Consider the following 20,124-nt stretch of genomic DNA (forward strand, 5'->3'; position numbering starts at 1 on the left):
ACTGCTCAGCAGATTGCCACCCGTGGGCCCGGTTGCGCTGGGAAATGGCCACACGCAGGTGCGCGGGGCAGCCGGTGGGCCGGCTGCCCCGCGCCTGGTGCGGCTCCCGAACCGGGTCTTGGGGACGTCGGTGCGGCGGTATTCGGTGCGGTGGTGCGGTGGTGCGGGCTGCCTCAGTGGGCGGCGGTGTGCACCATGCTGTCGCGACGGGACTGCGACTGCACTTGCGGTTGCAACGGCCCCCCCGCCGCCTGATTGCGGCGCGGCTGGGCGATCGCCCCGTTCTGGACGTCCATCACGGCGTGCGCCACGAGACCGCCCATCGGGTCGTGTCTGATCAGGTCCCGGAGCCGGGAGCGCGATGAGCGCCCCTCGTTCCCGGGGTAGAGGTGCTTGCCGAGTCCGACCGCGTGGGCCAGTGCGGCGAGCGCCGCGGTCCGCGGGTCCGGCGGTACACCGGTGCGGATCGCACTGTCCAGCCGGGATCTGATTTCCCGGCTGATCGCCGTGTCCGTCGCCTGGTAGCGAGTCGTCGGCAGCACCCCGCACATCTGGCCCGCCACGGCATGCACCATGCCGCACCGCTCCAGATGCGAGAGATAGGTCTGGCGCAACCCCAGTCGGGGCCCGCCAATCCAGTGGACGGCCCGAACCGGGCTGCCGCGTCGGCGCAGCAGTTCCAGTGCGGAGTCCAGTGTCGGATCTCCTGTCGGCCGTGGCATCACCACGGCGATACGATCCCCGTCAGGGGCTATCCGTCCTGCCAGAGCCAGCTCCACTAGCTGAGCTCCGGCGAGGCCGAGGTCGAGCGACTGCGGCTGCGCTGTGGTACCCGTGGTCGGGTCCAGAGCGAGCAGCAGAAGCTCCTCCGGAATTGTTCTGCGGCTCCTGCCCATCCATGCCTCCCCGCGTGGATGAATGACAGGGTGACCCCTCTCACATTGGTCTGTCGAGAGCGCCTGGGTGCTTCGTACGGGAACCGGTATGTATGTCGTTCTCGTCTGGCGCCGCGGCCAAGGGTTCACACAGGACACTGGTAGATGGTTCGGACAGCGCGGGGGCGGCCCCGCAGCGCAGGAGGAGGCATCGGTGGCGGGCGAGTCCCCCGACAAGTCGGAGCAGCAGAAGTCGTCGGGAACGGCTCGGGGTGAAAGCGATCCGCGGCTTGCCGTCTTCAGTGAACAGGGCTCCCCGGCGGAGCCCGGCGGCAAGCAGGACACGGCGACGGCGGTCTTCCGTACGAAGCCGGTCGGGACCGGCGAGGACGCGGAGGGCGCCGAGGGCGCCGAGGGCGCGGAGAACGGCTCTGAGGCCTCTGCGGCGGCCTCCACGCCCTCCGGGTCCGCCGAGCCCGGGGAGGGCGACGCGCGGCTGCGTGCGGCGGTCGCTGCGTGGGTGGGGAAGGGTGACGGCGACGCCGCAGGCGCTGCCGAGGAACCCGAGGACGCCGACGACGTCGTGAAGCCCGAGGCGGTCGCGGAGAGTGACACGCCCGTGCCGGCGGAAGAGGCGGGCGAGAGCGGGACGGACTCCGCCGACGCGACCGCGGACGAACCGGCTGCATCGAGCACGGACGCGGCGGATGTGGCTGAAGTGGTGGACGACGCCGCAGAAGCGGACACCGATCGCGATGCGGATGACGAGGCCGCCGACAAGCCTGCGGCGTCCGATGACGCCGCGGACGCAACCACTGACGCAGCCGCAACCACTGACGCAGCCGCAACCATTGACGCGGACGAGGACGAGGACGAGCCTGCGGTCTCCGGCGACGCCTCCGACGAGACCCAGGTCTCCGAGGGACGCGAGGAGAGCCACGCCACGGACGCCACGGACGCCGAGGGCAACAAGAGCGGCGGTGACACCGAACCCGCGGCGGCTGACGATGCTGATGACGCCGCCGACGCGGCCAAGGGCGCCGAGACCACCGGCGCCGACGTCGTGGACCCCGCCGAGGACGCCGGTGGCAGCGAACCCGCGGCGGCTGACGATGCTGATGACGCCGCCGACGCGGCCAAGGGCGCCAAGACCACCGGCGCCGACGTCGTGGACCCCGCCGAAGACGCCGGTGACACCGACGGCACCGAGCCCGCTGCGGACAAGCGCGGAATCGATCAGCCCACGGCCGTCTTCAAGGCGGTCCGGCGCGACCGGATCGACCAGCCGACGACCGCGCTGAAGATCACCCGTCCCTCGGCGAAGCCTGAGGAGAAGCCGGAGCCCGAGAGCCCCGCCGAGCGCACCAGCCAGTTCGTACCGCTCCGCCGCGACGACGCACGCCCCGCCCCGGCGCCCCGCAAGCCCGAGACGACTGGATCCGCAGCCGCCCCGGCCGCCCGGCCGAGCCCTGCGCCGGCCCCCGCTCCCTCGCTCAGCGGAGCCGAGCGCACCCGGCAGCAGCCGATGCCGCCCAGGCCGCCGCTCGACCTGCTGGCCGAGCTGACGAACACGCCCCCGCCCCCGGAGACGCCGGTCCGTACCGCCGTTCGCCGGGTCAAGATCTGGACCCCGCTGGTCCTGCTCCTCCTGGTCGTCTTTGCGATCGCGCAGGCTGTGCGCCCGTTGCCGGCGCCCGAGCTGCAACTGACGGCGAAGCCGACGTACACCTTCGAGGGCGGCAAACCGTCGCTGCCGTGGCCGAGCGAGGGCCAGGGCTACATGGCGGCGACCGGTCTCGGCACGGTGGACTCGTTCGGCGAGCAGAAGGCCGTGCCGATCGGCAGTGTGGCCAAGGCGATGACCGCGTACATCGTGCTCAAGGACCACCCGCTGAAGAAGGGCGAGAACGGTCCGTCCATCACGGTCGACGCCAAGGCCGAGGCGGACGGGAAGCTCAACGCGGTGAACGAGTCGACGGTCGACACCGTGAAGAAGGGTGACAAGCTCACCGAGAAGCAGGCGCTCTCGGCCATCATGATCCCGTCCGCGAACAACATCGCGCGGCTGCTGGCGCGCTGGGACGCGGGTTCCGAGGAGGCGTTCGTCAAGAAGATGAACGACACGGCCAAGTCGCTCGGCATGACGAACACCACGTACACCGATCCGTCCGGCCTCAAAGAGACCACGGTGAGCTCGGCCGAGGATCAGGTGAAGCTGGGCGAGAAGCTGGTGGAGATCCCGGCGTTGATGGCGATCACCGTGCTGCCGTACTGGACCGACCCCTCGGGTCGCGAGTGGCGGAACTACAACACCCTCGTTCCGTACAACGGCGCGCTCGGCATCAAGACCGGCTCCACCACCAAGGCCGGTGGCAACCTGCTCTTCGCCGCGCACAAGATGGTCGGCGACACCGACCAGCTGATCGTCGGCGCCATCCTCGGCCAGCACAAGCAGTCCATCATCGACACGGTCAACGCCGCCAGCAAGGAAGTCATGCTGGCGACTCAGGATCTGCTGGAGGGCGACAAGGTCGTCAAGAAGGGCGATGTCGTCGGCACCGTCTCCGACGGCCTGGGCGGCAGCACCCCGGTGGTCGCGGCCAAGGACGTGTCGGCGGTCGGCTGGCCCGGTCTGACGGTCAAGCTCGAACTGACCGACGACGGGAGGACGATCCCGCACTCGGCGGCCGCCGGGACCCATGTGGGCACGCTCACCGTCGGTGAGGGAGCCAGTCAGGTGAAGGTCGCGGTGGCGCTGCAGAGCGATCTTGCGGAGCCCGGCCTCGGCAAGAAGCTGACCCGCATCAGCTGACGCGCAACAGGGAAGGGGGTGCCGATCCCGGCACCCCCTTCCCTGTTGCCCACGTGTTAGCGTCCCCGGACAACCGGGGAGGGCCGCACTGCGTCCTCGCAGGTGTACCGAATACGGGGCACGGGGGCACGGGCACGAAGTACGGGGACGGGGTACGGGGCAGGCGGAGACGGGGAGAGACCGTAGTGACCACCGCGGAGCCGAGATCCGGCCGTGCAGCGGCCGGGGGCAGCGATGTGCGAGGCGACGTGACGAGCGGCAGCGGTGGCGGGAACACGGACGTCCGGCTGCCTGCCCCGGGTACCCCCGAACCCCGGGCCGAGGTGCCACGGCGGACCCGCGCCCGGCGGCTGCTGCGTCACCCCGTCACCATCGCGACGGCGGCCGCCGCGGTCACCCACATCCTCTGGTTCTTCTTCTTCGCGAACAGCGGTGGCGACCTCGCGGCGCAGGATGCCTGGGCCGAGTTCGTCGGCCGGTATCCGGGCACCGCGTACAACCTCGCCTGGTACGGGGGCATGCACCCCGTCTCGTACAGCGTCGTGTCGCCGTATGTGATGTCGGTGCTCGGCGTCCGTACGACGATGATGGTCGCCGGGACCGTGTCGGCGGCGCTGACCGCGCTGATCCTGGTCCGGGTGCGGGCCGTCCGCAATCCGCTCGCCTGCTCGCTCGCCGGGGTGTTCGCGTTCTTGTGCAACGCGCTGTCCGGGCGGGTGACGTTCGGGCTCGGCATGATGTTCGCCCTGGGCGCGGTGGCCGCGGTGTTCTGCTGGCCGTACCGGTGGCGCCACAAGCGCTGGGCGAAGGCGGCCGTCGCCGCGCCGCTCGCCGGTCTCGCCACTGCGGGCAGCCCTGTCGCGGGGCTGTTCCTCGGAGTGGTGGCGGCGGCGCTGTTCCTGAACAAGCGGCGCCCGGGCGCGTACGCGCTGGGGCTGGCGCCGGTCGCGGTGGTGGCGCTGTCCTCGTGGCTGTTCCCGTTCTCGGGCACACAGCCGATGTCGATCGCGACGCTGTCGCTGCCGTTCCTCTTCGCCGTCCTCGTCTTCCTCCTCGTGCCGCGCGAGTGGAGCACGGTCCGTACCGCCGCCGCTGTCTACGGGGTCGGGACGCTGCTGACCTATGTGATCGATTCGCAGATAGGGTCGAACGTCACGCGGATGGTGATGCTGTTCGCCGGGGTGACGCTGCTTGCCGCGCTGCCGTACGCAGTGCCGCGGTCCCGACGCTGGTACGCGCTTCTCCTCGCGTTCGTCGGCATGAACGTCTGGATCGGTTTCAAGGGTGCCGACGACATCGTCCGCACCGCCCCCGCCGCCTCCTGGACGCGCGAACTGGCGCCACTCGTCAACGAGCTCCAGAACATCGGCGCGGAGCGGGGCCGGGTCGAGGTGGTGCCCGCCAGCAGCCACCGGGAGGCGTCCGCACTCGCGTCGTACGTCAACCTGGCCCGCGGCTGGAACCGGCAGGCGGACATGGAGCGCAACCCGCTCTTCTACGACGACACCCTGAACTCCGCGAACTACCGCCAGTGGCTCGACCGCTGGGCCGTGCACTACGTGGTACTGCCCAAGGGGCAACCGGACGCCACAGGCGCGGTGCAGGAGGCGGAGCTCGTCCGGAAGGGGCAGCCGTATCTGCGCAGGATCTGGTCCGACTCCAGCTGGCAGCTCTTCGAGGTCGACAGCCCGGTGCCGCTGGCCGATCCGCCGGCGACCGTGGACCGGGCCGGTGCGGGCGAGCTGACCATCCATGTGAAGCGGGCGGGCCGGGTGCTGATCCGGATTCCGTACTCGCGCTGGCTCGCCCTGGTCGACGACGAGGGCAAGAGCGTGGAGCGGCCGCAGGAGACCGAGGCCTCCAAGCAGCGCGCGGACCAGGACAGCCCGCGGACCTTCGTCAACACCAACGGCTGCCTGATCAAGGTGGACGAGGACGCGGACGGCGACGAGTGGACGGAACTGCTCGCGCCGCACGCCGGGGTGTACCGGCTGGCAGCGCCGTACCAGCTCTCGCCCGGCACGCCGTGCCCGGAGGAACTTCGCTGAGCGGTGCAGCGGGCCTCCGGGCTGCGGTGGGCGGTGCGGCCGGGCGTTACAGGCGCTTCGCGCTGCGCAACGTCGAGGCGTAGTAGCCGTTTCCGTCGAGCCGGGAGGTGCCGCCCTTGTCGCCGACGGTCGGGCCGTTGACCTCTTCGCGGCTGGACACGAAGATCTTGTGTCCGTCGGTGTCGTGCCCCATGTATATGCCGACGTGGTCGAGGCGCTGCTTGGTGCGCTGGTCGAGCTTGAAGAAGACCAGGTCGCCGGGTTGCAGCACGTCGATGTTCTTCGGCCGGTTCGCGGGGGCGATACCCGTGAGCTCGATGATGTCCGTGCCGCGGCCGGAGCGGGCCATGCCGTTGGCGGTACGCGGCAGGCCGTCGCCCTGGGAGTCGGTGACCATCAGCGGGTAGCGGGCGCGGTAGCCGAAGACCGTACGGATGAAGCCCGAGCAGTCCATGGAGCGGGCGCGCTCGGCGCGCGGCTGCATGGTGGTGCCGTTGCGGAACGTGTACGGGATGCCGAGGTAGTCGTAGAAGTCGGACTCCTCCAGGCGGTAGTCGTTGCCCGGGCTGCCGTTCGGGTTGATCGGCCCGAAGTTGGCGTCCCCGGCGTACGGGATCCCCTCGTCGTCCTTCTTGACCGGCGCCTGGTCCACGTACTGGAAGGCCATGGCGAAGAGGTCGTCCTCCTCGCTGCCGAAGAACTCCTTGAACCAGTCCTTGAACCACTTCTCCTTCTGCGAGCCCTTCTTCCACTGGTACGGCATCAGCCGCACCCAGTCCTCGGTGACGATCCGGGACTTGGTGTTGGCGGGCTCGGTGAAGGTGCGGCTGGGGCCGGTGAGCGTGGCCGTGCGCGCGCCGTCGGTGAAGCTGGCGAGGACCTCGCCGTTCGCGCCGCGCAGCAGGGTGCGGGACGGGTTCTGCAGCCGCTCCCAGCGCTGGTCGCCGGTGTCCGCACCGGCGCCGGAGGACCGCAGCGCCGGGTTGTCGGTGACGGCCTGCACGGCCGGGGCCTTGGCCTGCTCGTCCTTGCGCAGTTCGACGGTGAGGTAGCCGCTGCCCGCGAGCAGGGCGATCACCGTGACGGCATGCAGCACCGGGCGGGGGCCGCGTTTGGTCTTGGCACTCATGAGTCGGTCAGCTCCGGTTCGGGTGAGTCGTCAGGCGGTGTCGGTCGGCATACCGGTCAGACGGAGGGCAGCGCGCCCAGCAGGATTCCGGCGGTGAGCACGACGTAGGCCGTCAGCGTCACCGTGCCGGTCGCGAGCAGCGTTGCGCCCTTGGGCTGCCGGACGAGCTGATAGGCGATCAGGCCCGGGACGATGAAGCCGAGGGTCTGGTTGGTGTACATCAGCGGGAACTCCAGCGACAGCACGATCATCAGCGTCGCCTGGAAGATGACGCCGGTGAGGACGACGGTGGAGAACAGCCGCTTGCCGTAGAGGATCACCACGCGCTGGAGGCCGAGCACGGCAACGTACGTCAGCACGGTGACGCCGACGACCATGGCCGCACGCTGAAGGTCCTCCACGAGGGTGAGGGCGAGCCAGCCCGGCGTGATCATGCCACCGGGGGAGAGGTTGGTCGTCAGATAGCAGACCAGCGAGAACATCAGCCCCAGGGCGATACCGATCGCGGCTATCTCAGGGGTGAGGACGGAGGGGATCAACGGGGCTCTCCTGGGTTCTGCTGCTGGGCCGGTGCGGGCGGCTTGACCGGCTCGAACGGGCCGCGGACGTACGGTTCCGAGGACGGCTGCGCCGAACTCTGCGACGGAGGCTGCGGCCGCATCCCGGCCGTCGGCTGCTGCGCGGGCGGCGCCTGCTGGGGCAGTGCGGAGAGCGGGAGCACGCTCTGCCGACGCTGCTGGTAGCGCGCCTCGAACGCTTCCGGGTACGGCGCGAACGGGTCGAGGCGCGGGGTGTACCGCGGCAGGGCGAGCGTCTCGTCATGCCGTACGTAGGTGGGTTCGGGCTGGTGAGAGGGGTTCGGCTGGGCCGGGATCACGGGGAGGGCGGCGGTGGCCGGCCCGTCGTCGTCGCGCACGTCACGCGGAACGGGCCTGTCCGCATCACCCGGCGTCCGGCCCCGGGTCTCGTCCGGCGTCTCGTCCGCAGGCAGTTCGGCCAGCTGCTCCAGCAGCAGTTCGCCCTGCCCGTGGATGTTGCCGATCGCGACGAGCGACGAATCGGGGCCGAGCTGTGCGAGCAGCTGCTGCATGAATTCCTCGGGGTCCCGCTTGTCACCGCCCAGGTCGACCGCGGTGCGCCGCCACTCGGTGGGGATCGCGTCGATGGCGCTCTTCGCCGGGTGGCCGATGACGAAGACCTTCTCCGGCTGGAGGTCGGGGATGATCTGGCCCATCTGGCCGTTGCGCTCGACCCGGTCGGGGCGGCAGTTGATGACAACGTTCAGCGGCCGGTTGATCGCACCCAGGTCGAGCAGTTGGTTGATGTTCATCAGCGTCGACTCGGGGTCGTTGGCCGCGAAGACGTTCGCGAACCGCAGCCGCTTGCCGTCGTCGGTGCGGTACCGCTCGACCGAGAGGACACCCGGGTCCGGCGGCGCGTCGTACATACCCTGGAGTGCGGTGTCCCTCTCCACGCCGAGGAGTTCGGCGACGGTCAGCGCGATCGCCACGTTCTCCTTGAAGGTGAACCAGCTGAACCCGCGCAGCTCCTCGTCGCTGACGGTGTTCGGGTCCGCGTAGATCAGCTTGCAGTCCCGGGCGTCCGCCTCCTCCTGGAGGATGTCGAAGCGGTCCTGCTCGGCAGTGACACAGATGCCGCCCTCCGGCATGGAGCGGCACAGGGAGCGGGCCACGTCGTCGAGGGTCGGGCCCATCTCGGCCAGATGGTCCTCACGAACGTTGCAGAGCACGCCGATCGTCGACCGGATCAGCTTCGACTGGTTGATCTCCTGGAGCGCGGGCATGACGGCCATGCACTCGATGACGAGCGCGTCCGGGCTGTACGACGCGGCGCGGCGCACGATGCCGATCTGCTCCACGACGTTGGCGATGCCGAACTTGCGGTAGACCGGCTCCTCGGTGGCGTCCGGGTGGATGAAGCGGGCCGCGGTGCCGGTGGTCTTGGCGACGGTGACGAGGTCACCGCCGCGCAGAGCACCCGCGCACAGCCGGGTGATGGAGCTTTTGCCGCGGATGCCGTTGACCAGTACCCGGGTCGGTATCCGTTCCAGATTGGCGAAGTGGCGGCGCTGCTCGACGATGCCCGCGATCAGCAGGATCGCGCAGCAGACCACGAGCACGGTATAGAGGAAGAGCACGGCCGATCAGTTCCTTCCGGCCAGGGGAGCGCTGTCGTGTCTGCGCTGCTCCTGGAGCTGCTGCCGGACGAGTTCGAGGCTGCGTGCGACGGCGCCGACCTCGTCGTGGTGATGCGGGAAGAGCACGGTGCGGCGGTCGCCGGCGGCCAGGGCCTCGGCCTTGACGGCCAGCTCACGCAGCGGACGTACGACGACGATGTACAGCCAGCCGAGGCAGGCCGCGGCGGCGGTGACGCCGAGTACTCCGGCGAGGACGGTGCGGTTCTGCAGGCGGTACTCGGGGATGGCGAGTCCGGCGGCGGGCTGCCAGCTGACCACCGTCCAGCCGAGTTCCTTTGCCGCTCCGCCGCCGACGAACGGCGCCGCACCGGCGACCTGGACGCCGCCTCCGTCGCGGTACATGACGCCGCTGGCGCGGGCGGTGAGACCAGTCTTCTGGCTGGTGCCGGTGGCCAGCTCGTCGAGCCGCTTCGGCAGCTTCTGGAAGGCCAGATAGCCGGTGTTGCCTGCCAGGACCCGGTGCTCGCCGTCGACCACCCGGATCTGACCGAGGCCGGGGCGCTTGAGCAGCGAGTTGATGAAGTCGATCCGGAACTCGCCGATCACTGCGGCACCGCCCCGGCCCGGGATCTCGGCGTATCCGGCGATGACGGGCTCCTTGCCGGAGCTGTTCAGGACGCTGATCGGCTGCGCGAACGGCTTGTCGTTGTCCTTGGCGCCGTCACCGGCGGGCAGCCGGTGCGGGGATTCGCCGGCCCGGGCCAGGATCGCGCCGTCGGCGGAGCGTACGTACAACGACCGGTAGCGCAGATGCTCGGTGCGGGTGCGCTCCAGGACCTTCGTCATATCCTCGGGGCTGGTCCGGTCGCCGATCAGGGCGGAGACGGACACCAGGTCGGCGTGGCCCTCGTTGAGCGCGCGGCGCACCCGGTCGGAGAGCGTGTCGGTGCGTTCGCGCTGGTCGCTGATGATCTGTTCGGGTACGGCGACGGTCGAGTCGGCACGGTTGAAGAGCAGCAGCATCGGTGCGGACCAGGCCAGCAGCAGGACGCCGCAGACGACGATGAGACCGCGGGTGCCGAAGCGGCCGCGGCGCGAGGAACCGGGAGGCGGGCCCGCGGTGTCGGCGGACTCGCCGACGAGCTGGCGGCGGAGCCGTTCCAGGGCCTGCCCGATCCGGGCGGCCTCTCCGTACTTCGGGACGGTGACCGGGCGGGCCAGATCCCCGCGGGTGAGCCGACGGCTCTCCAGGAAGAGCCGCAGCAGGGGGCGCTGAACCGTACCGATCAGCAGGGCTACCGCGAGGGCGCCGATCAGCAGCAGTGCCGCCGCCGCGATCAGCCCGAAGAGCGGGCCGGCGACCCGGGTGGGGTCCACGGCGACGTCGACCATGGCCACGACGGTCAGCCCCAGCGCGGTCGCGACCGTGCCCTCGCCGGGCTGCGGGCCGGTGAGCGTGGCGTATCCGGCAATGGAACGGTCACCTTGGAAGGAGCTGCCGAGCAGGCTGCCGCTGACCCCGGGAAAACCACCGGAACCGGGCTCCTTCGCCGTGAGCGGGTGCTGCGCGGCCTTGGTGGCAGCAACCTTGGAGAAGGCTTTGAGCTCCTTGTTGGAGCGCTTGACGCCGTCGCGCTGCAGATCGGTCAGGACCTGCTCGGGCTCGGGGATGCCGTCACTGCTGAGGATGTGTCCATCGCTGTCGATGACGGCGATCGAGCGGAACTGTCCGAGGCTGATTCCGGGGAAGCGCAGACTGCTCGATGCGATGAGCAGTTGCTGCGGCCGGTCGGGCCAGGACAGCAGGGCAAGGGCGAGCAGCCGGGTCTCGCCGTTCTGCAGCCGCACCATGCGTGGGGTGAGCCCGTCCTTCGCGGAGAGCCTGCTCGTGTCGATGGCGGTGACGGGCACGTTCTCACCGCGTGCGGCGAGCAACCGGCCCGACTTGATCTCCACGACGGCCGTGCCCATCCACTTCTGATAGACACTGCCGATCTTGTCGAGGACGGCGTCCGGAGAGACCGGCTCCCCGGCGCTGAACAGTCCCGCGGTACGCGTCAGGTCGGTGGCGCTCTCGTCGATCGAGGCGCGCATGGCGACGGCACCGTCCTCGGCGAAGCGCTGCTGAGACGTCAGCACCGCCTCGGGGACGGATCCCTGACTTGCCCTGCCCAGGCCCAGGGCGGTGATGCCCGCGAGGGAGAGCAGCAGGGCCGAGAGGACCGCGATGGGTGGACGGATGCCACCCAGCAGCGACATGTCGGCCCGGCGTCGGACCTTGTGCCGCCGCTTCGCAGACGAAGCGGCCATGAGTGTTCCCCTTTGGGTTCCGGCCCGCGCCGATGCGTGCCATGGAGACAGGACGACCAGTTCAAGGACTGGGAAGCTTGGCGGAAGGTTGTACGGAGAGTTGCCGATGTGACGCACGCAACTTTTGAAGCCCTGCCTGTGGGGCACATGTGAGTTGACTGCGTGCTGCCCAGGAGAGGGCGGCGAGCCGACGCGGGATCAGCGGCAGGCCGGACGACCAGGTGATGACCAGGCGGATCAGGTGATCAGTCGGGAAGGCTCTCCAGCGGCTTCAGACCGTCCTTGGCTCCACCCCGGTTGAGCATCGTGCCTTGGGTGCGTTCGAAGGCCAGCCGGTACCGGGCCCGCTCCTCGGACGACAGCCCCTTGCCGCCCCGCAGGGACTCGGCCGGAATCACCAGCCGATGGTCCGTCACCGCGCCGGGCGCCTCGGCCGCCTCGACGGAGGCGGGGTCGGTGTCGTCGACGTCCGGCGGGATGGTGACGAGCGTCGGTACGTACCGGGCGTCCACGCCCCACGTACCGCCCCGCTTGTGGAATTCGAACCAGCCGATGACGCCTTCCTCGGTCAGCCCGGACGGCACGTCGTGTCGCGCCAGCTGATTGCCGAGGCCGTACGCGACCCAGGTGCCGTCCACCTTCTCCATCGGCTGCACCACGTGCGCGTGGTGGCCGATCACCAGGTTGATCCCGGTCTCTTTGGCGAGCCGACGGGCCAGCTTCAGCTGCGGGGCGCTCGGGTCGGGGTGGTGTTCGCGGCCCCAGTGGATGCTGAGGATCACCACCTCGGCGCCGGCCTTGCGGGCGGCCTTCTCGGCGGCGGCGATCTTGGTGAACGAGTTCTGGTTCACGAGCCAGGGTTTGTCGGCCGGTATCTCGCGGCCGTTGAACCCGAAGGCGTACGACAGCTGGGCAACCTTCACGCCCTTCACGTCCAGGATCAGCGGCTTGGCGGCCTCCGCGCTGCTGCGTGCCGAGCCCGCGTGCTTGAGCCCGGCGGCGTCGAGGGTGTCGAGCGTGCGCTTCACGCCCTCGGCGCCGTGGTCGAGGGTGTGGTTCGAGGCTGTCGAGCAGGTGTCGTAACCCGTGCTCTTGATCGCCTTGGTGATCTGCGGTGGAACCAGGAAGTCCGGGTAACTCTGGAACGGACCCTCCGGCTTGCCGACGACTGGCTCGAAGTGGCAGATCGCCAGGTCGGCCTTGCTGATCACTGGCTTGACCCCGGCCATGATCGCGCCGAAGTCCAGCCCGCCGGCGGCGGTGTCACTGCTCCCGGCCCCACTGCTCCCGGCGTCCTTGCGGGCCTGTTCGGTCAGCTGCGGATGGATCAGAATGTCGCCTGCGGCGGCGACGGTGAAGGACGGGCCCGACCTCGCGTCGGCGGCGCCGCTGTCACTGCCCGGGAGGGAGCAGCCGGCGGCGGTGGCCGCGAGGAGCGCCAGCGCGGTGGCGCGGTATGCGAAGGAGCCGTGAAAGAGTGGTGACACCCCTAATATTTTACTTACATACGACAATGGATCCTTCCGTGAAGGTAACAATCAAGGCAACATTGCTCGGTGTTGGGGTGATGGTGGTCACGCTCGGCGCTCTGGCGGCGGTTCTCGTCCCGACTCAGAACCAGGGTCGACTCGGGGCGGTTTCTCCGCCATCCCCTTCTTACGGTCACGATCTGGCCCGGCGCATCACCGACTTCACCAGGGGCACCGTCGCTCACAGCGGCTATCAGCCACCCCTGCGCGCGCAGCGACGTACCGTCGCCGAGGGGGTCGGGCTCTTCCTGGACGGCCGCCGGGCCGAGGCGGGGCGGCGGCTGGCCGAGGTCGAATTCGGGATCCGTGAGTTCGCCGACACCGGGACCGGCCGCCGCTACGCCGAGATCGCCGACCGTGCGGCGGAGGCTGGACGAGGCTGGGGCCGGGTCTATGTCGACCTCGGCGCCCCGATCCGCTGGTCCGTCCAGGTCCCGCATCCGGTCGCCGACACCGGAAGTGAACAGCTCGGCCTGGGGGTGCTGCGCGCCAGGCCCGGTGGGGTGCTGGTGCTGGCCGGTGCGCACCGGAACGCCGGGAAGGGCGACCGGGCCGATGTGGCGCACCGCCGTGACACCGTCTTCGACGCGGTCTGCGACGAGCTGGTCGAACGCCGGCTGCCGGGCCTCCAGGTGCACGGCTTCGCCGACGCCACCGAACCGGACTACGACGTGATCGCATCCACCGGCAAGGGCGACCACGGGCTGGCCGCGGCCCGCCGCACGGCAACCGCCCTGCGGCGGGAAGGTTTCGATGTCTGCCGGGCCTGGGTGCGCCGCTGCGCGCTGGAGGGGCGCAGCAATGAACAGGGACGGCGGGCCGCGGCGGACGGCGTACCGTTCCTGCACATGGAGTTCAGCCGGAGTGTGCGCGACGACGAGGGCCGGATGCGGCGTGCGGTGGCGGCGATGGCGGCAGTGCTGCCACGCTGAGAAAAGGCGAGGGCAAGTAAGACCGGCCGGCAATTGGGGGGCGGCGTCACGGGCACCGAGAGCCCGGACCCGGGTCCGATGCCCAGCCCCTCCGGCTCCCCGTCCCTGCGAAGCCCGTCACCGAGTCCGACCCGTCCCACCAAGCCACCACCACGCAAAGGTGGTTACGCGTACACTGCGTGGGCGGGTCCCGGCTGCTCGACGGGCGAGTACCGCGAGCACGGCGTGGGCCACGGCGTCACGTCGTCCTGAGCTCCTGGCCCGACGGCTGGGCGCAGGCCCATACGGGCGGGCCGGGCGGTGAGCGGAGACGTACCGACGTACATACAGGTACAGAACCTCAGCACGTGACCATTCGCCCGGCCCCGGCTGTACGAGGTCCTGGGTCACGAGGCGAGTGCGCGTCAGGACTTGCTGCGGCATCCAGTCGTTGGGGCGGGCTGAGCACATCGCCTCGGAGGGTGACGCTGGTTCCTCCGCGCGGCTGATCACGCAGTCCAGGTCTCGTACCCGGCGACCATCCGAGTCAGCCGCGCAGGCTGACGACACGCGTTGGGCGGCGCTTGATGATGAGGCACATGAGCATTCACCCGGCCCTCTCCACTGCCACTGCCGTTGCAGAGCCGCCCCGTTGGGCGGTCTGGGCCGCCCATCTGACCACGCTGGTGGTGCTGCCGAGCGGACTGTGGCGTATCGCCCTGGTGCTCGGATACCCGGCTGGTTACAGCGACGCGGGCTTCGCGGGCTTCGAGACGATCGGCGCGAAGGTGTGGATGCTGACACTCAGCGTGCTCTGCGAGCTGGGCGCATTCCTGACGATCGGTCTGGTACGACCGTGGGGCGAGATTGTGCCGCGCTGGATACCGCTGATCGGGGGGCGAAAAGTCCGTCCCATGGCCGCCGTCGTCCCTGCCGCCCTTGGCGCAGCGGCCCTGACCCTGATCTGGGCCAACGTCCCCTGGTGGTGGACATACCCGCACGATGACATGACGCACACCGGAAACTTCGTCGTCGGCATCCTCTATCAGCCATTGGTTCTCTGGGGCCCGCTGCTCGCCGCCGTCACCATGTCCTACTACCGCCGCCACCGCTCCCCGCATCGCCGGGCAACGACCGCCGGCTGAGTGCCGGACCTTGCACCCCGGACGATTCGGTGACGAACGTGTCCGGGCAGGCAGACGGATGCTCCGCTCTCGTCCCGAGGGTGTGAGTGGGCAGGCGGGAACCGTAGCCTGGGACCAGCACAGTACGCAGCCTGATCAAGCGGGAGGGATGCCGATGACCACAGCTCCCAGCGGTGTGCCTCACCCGCTGCGGACCATTCGTGACATCCGGGAGTCCCTGCCGGAGGACCAGCGTCGGCACTTCGACGCGGAGCTCGCCGACACGGAGATCGAGGCGCTGCCCGAGATGCTGCACCGCTGGGTGACGCTGAGCAACGACGGTTTTGAGGAGTTCCTGCTCTCCCGGCCCTTCGAGGGGCTGGAGTTCGGTGCCCGCTCCTATGACGAGCCGACGGACGCCGAGTGATCTACCTCTGGTCTCGCCCAGTGCTCCGCCCTTCAGGGCGGGGGTGGAGAGCGTCCTTGTCCCGGAGGCGCGGAGAGCCGGAGCTCATTGCGCCTCCGGAGCGGTGAGTGTCATGCGGGTCGCTGCTGGTTCTCGATGTATTGGCGGACGACGGTGAGCGGTGCGCCGCCGCAGGACCCGGCGAAGTAGGAGCCGGACCAGAAGTGCCCGCCCCACAGATAGCGGCGGACGTGCGCGTCGTACTCCTTGCGCAGGTACCGGGAGGAGACGCCCTTGAGAGTGTTGACCAGCTTCGACAGGGCGACCTTCGGCGGATAGTGCACCAGCAGGTGCACGTGGTCTTCCTCGCCGTTGAACTGCTTCAGCTCGGCCTCGAAGTCGGTGCATACCTCCCGCATGATCTCTTCGCAGCGTGTCAGCATCTCGGCGGTGAATGCCTGGCGCCGGTACTTGGTGACGAAAACCAAATGAGCGTGAAGGTTGTATGTGACATGGCGACCGGTGCGTACATCGGGATTCGGGTTCCAGCGTGGTGACATGAACCAAATGGTACGGTGACGACGTGAGCGTCGAAATCGGGTACGAGAAGCGGCAGTTCGGGCACCGTGCCCGGCTGGCGCTGGACCCGGTGCTCTCGGCCAGGGCCGATGAGCAGGCTCATGCGGCACGCACGATGTGGAATCTGCTGCACGTGTGGTGGCAGATGATGCCGAAGGACAAGCGGACCCCGGCAAACGCGGACGCGGCGATACGCCGGGCCCGCAAGGACATCGACTTCCTCGCCGTCCTCCCGGCGCAGGCCGCGCAGGCAGTTCTCAAGACGTACCTCCAGGCCTGGAAGAACTGCTGGGAAGGGCGTGCGGCCGCGCCGGACTTCAAGGCCCGCTTGCGGTCGGTGATGGCGGTGGACATTCCGCAGGGCCGGGACCTGAACATCGTCCGCGTCCACCGCCGGTGGGGGATGGTCAACATTCCCAAGCTCGGCCGGGTCCGGTTCCGCTGGACGAAGAACCTGCCCGTGGGCAGACAGGCCGATGGTGACAACCGCATCACCGGGGCACGGCTGGTCAAGGATGCCCTCGGCTGGCACATCGCCTTCCGCATCCAGACTCTTGAAGCCCGGCCCGAGCCCCACCGGGGGCCGGAGGTCGGCATCGACGTCGGCATCACCGTGCCCCTCGCTCTTTCGGATGGCACCACGTACGGCCATGGCGAGTGGCTGACCGAATCCGAGCAGGCCAGGCTTCTGCGTCTGGAGCAGCTGGCCGCCCGGCGCAAGAAGCACCGCAAACCGGGCGAGAGGACGTCTCGCCGTCTGCACCGCACCTACGACCAGATCGCCGACCTGCGCGCGAAAGCCAAGCGCCGGGCCGTCGACTGGCAGCACAAGACCACCACCACCGCCATCGCCGCCAAGTACAGCGTGGTCGTGGTCGAAGCACTCACCATCACGAACATGGTCAAGTCCGCCAAAGGCACCCTCGAACAGCCAGGCAGGAACGTCGCGCAGAAATCCGGCCTCAACCGTGCCATCAGCCGGCAAGCATGGGGCCGAACCATCACGATGCTGACGTACAAGACCGCCCGACGCGGCGGCACTCTGCACAAGGTCCCCGCCCCCGGCACCTCCCAGCGCTGCTCGGCCTGTGGCTTCACCACCCCCGGCAGCCGGGAGAACCAGGCCGTGTTCGTGTGCAAGAACCCCGACTGCGGCTGGTCCGGCAACGCCGACCACAACGCATCGATGAACGTCTTGCACCTGTACCGGATGGGCCTCGCGCTCGTCCCGGCTGCCGGAAGGGCAGTCGTCAGGCGCGCCCGTCGCGTCAAGCCCGCCACCGCAAGGTAGGCAGGAATCTCCCTCGTTCACGAAGGAGAGCACTTCAACTGTTCGACACCAATGTCATCGCGGAGCTCACGACCCGGGCGAAGCCCGACCCGCGCGTAATCGCCTGGTTTCGGTCCACGGCCAGGCCCAACCGCTTCCTGAGCGTGATCACTGTGGCCGAGATCGAGGCGGGGGTGGTCGCCGCCCCGGATCCCGTACGACAGGCCCGCTACGCCCAAGCCCTCGCTGCGGTACGGCACGAATTCCGTGACCGCTTCGCGCCGATCGGCGAACCGGGGGCGGCCGCCTATCTCACCATCCACAAGACGCTCAAGGCCGCCGGTACCAGCATCGACCCGCCGGACGCACTGATCGCCGCCACTGCCCTGGCCAACGGCTGGACGGTAGCGACCCGCAACATCAAGCACATGGCCCGAACCGGGGCTCTGGTGGTCAACCCGTGGGAGCAGCACATGTAGGTGGCGGCAGCTCCTGGGGTGAGACAGGACGTGTCCTCACCCGCGAGAACGGAGAACTGCTCCACCCCGCCAACGTCACACGGCGGTTCATCGAGCTGTGCGAGGAAATCGGCCTCCCGCCGATTCGCCTCCACGACCTCCGTCACGGTGCCGCGACCCTGGCTCACGCGGCTGGTGCCGGCCTGAAGGCTGGGCGAGTCCCGCGGAACTAGCCAGGCCAATTCTGATCTTCTCCGACCCCCGCGAGGAGACGTCAGGCTGTGGGGGCGCCCAGGGCCCACAGCTGCTTCTCCGCCCATGCACCCACGATGGCCACATCAGCGTTTTGCTGCCGTACCCCGGCGAACCGGTCCGCAAGCAGTTGGAGTCGGGCGGTCATCGGCAGCTGGGCCAGGACCGGCGGCAGGTCGTCGGTGCTGTCGCCGAGGACGTGAACAGTGATGCCCTCCAGGCGGGCGGCCTCGCCGAGCGCTGCGACCAACCCGTCCGGATCCCGCGCGGGCTCCAACAGGACCAGTCCGTCGGCGGTCCCGAACGGGACGGCCGAGCCGTGGAGGAAGTTCTCCGCCTCGAAGCCCTCTGCGAGGGTCCGGGACGCCTCCCGGATCTTCAGGGCGCCCTCCCTTGCGGTGACGCCCCATGGGCCGGTGCCGATCAGGGCGAGGGAGCGGGCAGGGAAGGCGATCTCGTCGATCCCCGGGTCGGCCACCGCTGCCCGTACCATTTCGGCGGTGCGCCGCAGCGCCTGGGGGCCGTACTGCTCGGCGCCCAAGTGGGCGGCAATTCCGGCGAGGACGGCGAGCGCGGCGGTGTAGCTGGCGGTGTACGTCTCGGACCGTTCGCGCTCGACGGTCTCGATGGCGTCGGGCCAGCCGGACCCGATGCCGGTGATGGAGACGATCGGCACCCCGGCAGCCAGAGCCTGTTCCCGGCAGGTGAGTGCGAAGGCGGTCTCGGCAGTATGGGTGATCACCACCATGGCGTCACCGTCGCGTAGCGGTGCTCCCCAGCGAGCGAACTGAGCAGCGGAAGACCAGCGGGCGTCGATCCCGGTGTGGACAAACATCATGGCGCCGAGTTCCGCGGCGTGCTGGCTGGTGCCGGTGCCGATGAGCAGGATGCGTCGCGCTCCGGCCAGCCTCTCTGCGGGGATTGACAGGTCGGTGTCGGCCAGCCGCGCGATGGCGTCAGCCTGGGTATGGATCACGTCGTACAGGGCGGTCTTCGAGGTCACGCCAGATCACTTCTCTTTCTTGTGAATTGCCGTTGTTGTCAAGGCGGATTCGGGGCGCAGGGGCGGGAATGCTGGGTGGCCCCTTCCAGCCAGTCCGGTTTCCGGCGGCCGGGTACGGCGGCCAGATGTTTCAGGTTCAGGTTCTGCCGGTCGTGGGCTGGGCCGTGATGATCAGGTGCGGCGCGTGCACGTGAAACGGATTCAGGTCGCGGTCGCCGTACGCTTCGGCGACCAGGAAGCCGGCCCGGGACAGCAGCGTGCATAGCTCGTGAGCGCTGTAGATCCGGTAGTCGGCGGTGGCAGAGCGCTCCGGGGTGGTGCCCGCAGTGCGGATATGCCAGCGGAGCCGGCTGGTCAGCGGCGAGAAGCGCTCCTCGTACAGATAGGTCACCGGGCCGTCGGCGTCGAAGTTACGGACGACGAATTCGTGAGCCTCGACACCGAACGACTCACCGCTCTGGCTCAGGAACCAGTCGCGGTCGACGCCGGTGACGGTGTAGCCCGCCTCGGCGAGCGGCACGCTGTGCCGTCCGGTACCGCACGCCAGGTCGAGCAGAGTCGCCGCTCATCGCCAGTCATCGAGCGGATCAACACTAGTCACATCTCCAGGACTGGATTCCACGGAATGGGTTGTGAGTTGCGCTCTGTGTAGCTGATTACGTTGAACTGGTGCGGGATGGTTGCTGATTTCGTTGAAATCTTGGTCTTGCTCCCCGGTGCTGTCAAGAGGGTTTCGAAGCACCCCATTCGCTGCGCTGCGGCCTGATGTTCACTCAGCTTGGATCCGCCAGGGAGCCCCAGCAGGGACCTTATCCACGATCGTTATCCACGATCGTTCTCCTTCTCGGTGGTGCGTACCAGCAAGGCAGCCTCGCCCAGTTCGAGGTCGAGGTCGGCAACGTCGCCCAGGGCCTCAGCCTGATCCGCGGCGCCCGCCGCCAGCTCGGCAGCGAATGCCCCGCAATCGCCGCCGCCTGGCTCTCGGCCCTGGAGGCCGTCGCCCACGCCACCGCGGGCGACGAGCGCGCCGCGGACCGGGCCCTGCTCGCCGGCGCAGCCGACGTCGAGCAGATCAGGACGGCCCCGTCTCTGGGGGCGGGCTCACGGAACATCGCGCGGACGGCGCCGCGCAGGGCGCGTGCGTGATGGTGTTCGGCCCGGTTGCGGGAGCGGGTGGCGCGCTCTAACGCGGTTGCTGCGTCTCGGAGTTGGGGCCGAAGGGCCTGGGGCGCCGGGCTTCCGGCCTGCTGCTTCGTCGTC

Annotated in this window: 17 protein-coding genes and 1 pseudogene; 8 read left to right on the forward strand and 10 right to left on the reverse strand. The window is 69.4% G+C overall.

Features of this window, described 5'->3' with window-relative positions; all coding sequences use genetic code 11:
* Positions 1 to 173: 173 nt before the first annotated feature.
* Complete coding sequence (locus OH809_RS24500) at positions 174 to 896, reverse strand: GPP34 family phosphoprotein (protein ID WP_393303888.1); 723 nt, start codon at positions 894 to 896, stop codon at positions 174 to 176.
* A gap of 193 nt (positions 897 to 1,089) precedes the next feature.
* On the opposite strand from OH809_RS24500, the gene OH809_RS24505 reads away from it, so the two are divergent.
* Positions 1,090 to 3,687 carry a D-alanyl-D-alanine carboxypeptidase gene (locus tag OH809_RS24505; RefSeq protein ID WP_406515531.1) on the forward strand — a complete coding sequence of 866 codons (2,598 nt, stop codon included), beginning with the start codon at positions 1,090 to 1,092 and terminating at the stop codon, positions 3,685 to 3,687.
* 185 nt (positions 3,688 to 3,872) lie between these two features.
* Positions 3,873 to 5,735, forward strand: a complete 1,863-nt coding sequence (locus OH809_RS24510) for an MFS transporter (RefSeq protein WP_406515532.1) — start codon at positions 3,873 to 3,875, stop codon at positions 5,733 to 5,735.
* 46 nt (positions 5,736 to 5,781) lie between these two features.
* Here OH809_RS24510 and OH809_RS24515 read toward each other — a convergent pair whose 3' ends face one another.
* The 5 genes from OH809_RS24515 to OH809_RS24535 form a co-directional block, all read right to left on the reverse strand.
* On the reverse strand, positions 5,782 to 6,864 hold the full coding sequence (locus OH809_RS24515; RefSeq protein WP_406420376.1) for a C40 family peptidase: 1,083 nt from the start codon (positions 6,862 to 6,864) through the stop codon (positions 5,782 to 5,784).
* A 56-nt stretch (positions 6,865 to 6,920) separates the two neighbouring features.
* Entirely contained in the window at positions 6,921 to 7,403 is a 483-nt protein-coding gene (locus OH809_RS24520) for a poly-gamma-glutamate biosynthesis protein PgsC/CapC (RefSeq protein WP_327245851.1), read from the reverse strand.
* Complete coding sequence (gene pgsB, locus OH809_RS24525; protein WP_406515533.1) at positions 7,400 to 9,022, reverse strand: poly-gamma-glutamate synthase PgsB; 1,623 nt, start codon at positions 9,020 to 9,022, stop codon at positions 7,400 to 7,402. Before pgsB ends, OH809_RS24520 begins: the two co-directional genes overlap by 4 nt.
* Positions 9,023 to 9,028: 6 nt before the next feature.
* Positions 9,029 to 11,332 carry a HAMP domain-containing protein gene (locus tag OH809_RS24530; protein ID WP_406515534.1) on the reverse strand — a complete coding sequence of 768 codons (2,304 nt, stop codon included), beginning with the start codon at positions 11,330 to 11,332 and terminating at the stop codon, positions 9,029 to 9,031.
* A 245-nt stretch (positions 11,333 to 11,577) separates the two neighbouring features.
* Positions 11,578 to 12,819, reverse strand: coding sequence for a CapA family protein (locus OH809_RS24535; protein WP_406515535.1), 1,242 nt, complete (start codon positions 12,817 to 12,819; stop codon positions 11,578 to 11,580).
* Positions 12,820 to 12,857: 38 nt separating this feature from the next.
* Here OH809_RS24535 and OH809_RS24540 point away from each other — a divergent pair, with 38 nt between their 5' ends.
* The 3 genes from OH809_RS24540 to OH809_RS24550 all read left to right on the forward strand — a co-directional run bounded on the left by OH809_RS24540 (position 12,858) and on the right by OH809_RS24550 (position 15,323).
* Positions 12,858 to 13,793: a hypothetical protein gene (locus OH809_RS24540; RefSeq protein WP_406515536.1), complete on the forward strand. Its 936-nt coding sequence runs from the start codon at positions 12,858 to 12,860 to the stop codon at positions 13,791 to 13,793.
* 569 nt (positions 13,794 to 14,362) lie between these two features.
* Positions 14,363 to 14,917 carry a hypothetical protein gene (locus OH809_RS24545; protein ID WP_406515537.1) on the forward strand — a complete coding sequence of 185 codons (555 nt, stop codon included), beginning with the start codon at positions 14,363 to 14,365 and terminating at the stop codon, positions 14,915 to 14,917.
* Between the two features lie 154 nt (positions 14,918 to 15,071).
* Positions 15,072 to 15,323: a hypothetical protein gene (locus OH809_RS24550; protein WP_406420370.1), complete on the forward strand. Its 252-nt coding sequence runs from the start codon at positions 15,072 to 15,074 to the stop codon at positions 15,321 to 15,323.
* A 110-nt stretch (positions 15,324 to 15,433) separates the two neighbouring features.
* On the opposite strand, the gene tnpA is transcribed toward OH809_RS24550, so the two are convergent.
* A complete protein-coding gene (tnpA, locus tag OH809_RS24555) occupies positions 15,434 to 15,862 on the reverse strand; it encodes an IS200/IS605 family transposase (RefSeq protein WP_406420369.1) in 429 nt (142 codons plus the stop codon).
* Between the two features lie 23 nt (positions 15,863 to 15,885).
* Between tnpA and OH809_RS24560 the strand changes: the two genes are divergently transcribed.
* Positions 15,886 to 17,172, forward strand: a complete 1,287-nt coding sequence (locus OH809_RS24560) for an RNA-guided endonuclease InsQ/TnpB family protein (RefSeq protein WP_406515538.1) — start codon at positions 15,886 to 15,888, stop codon at positions 17,170 to 17,172.
* A 38-nt stretch (positions 17,173 to 17,210) separates the two neighbouring features.
* Positions 17,211 to 17,630, forward strand: coding sequence for a type II toxin-antitoxin system VapC family toxin (locus OH809_RS24565; protein WP_406516274.1), 420 nt, complete (start codon positions 17,211 to 17,213; stop codon positions 17,628 to 17,630).
* A gap of 253 nt (positions 17,631 to 17,883) precedes the next feature.
* On the opposite strand, the gene OH809_RS24570 is transcribed toward OH809_RS24565, so the two are convergent.
* Both OH809_RS24570 and OH809_RS24575 read right to left on the reverse strand, forming a co-directional pair.
* Complete coding sequence (locus OH809_RS24570; protein WP_406420368.1) at positions 17,884 to 18,864, reverse strand: SIS domain-containing protein; 981 nt, start codon at positions 18,862 to 18,864, stop codon at positions 17,884 to 17,886.
* A gap of 136 nt (positions 18,865 to 19,000) precedes the next feature.
* Positions 19,001 to 19,384, reverse strand: a complete 384-nt coding sequence (locus OH809_RS24575; RefSeq protein WP_406420367.1) for a hypothetical protein — start codon at positions 19,382 to 19,384, stop codon at positions 19,001 to 19,003.
* A gap of 245 nt (positions 19,385 to 19,629) precedes the next feature.
* On the opposite strand from OH809_RS24575, the gene OH809_RS24580 reads away from it, so the two are divergent.
* Entirely contained in the window at positions 19,630 to 20,010 is a 381-nt protein-coding gene (locus OH809_RS24580; RefSeq protein ID WP_406516335.1) for a hypothetical protein, read from the forward strand.
* On the opposite strand, the pseudogene OH809_RS24585 reads toward OH809_RS24580, so the two are convergent.
* Positions 19,938 to 20,096, reverse strand: a pseudogene (locus tag OH809_RS24585) (mobilization protein); the annotation flags it as partial. The gene OH809_RS24580 and the pseudogene OH809_RS24585 sit on opposite strands and share 73 nt — an antisense overlap.
* Between the last annotated feature and the right edge of the window lie 28 nt (positions 20,097 to 20,124).

Origin of the sequence: Streptomyces sp. NBC_00873, from assembly GCF_045207415.1 — a bacterium.
In the GTDB taxonomy this organism is placed as follows: domain Bacteria; phylum Actinomycetota; class Actinomycetes; order Streptomycetales; family Streptomycetaceae; genus Streptomyces.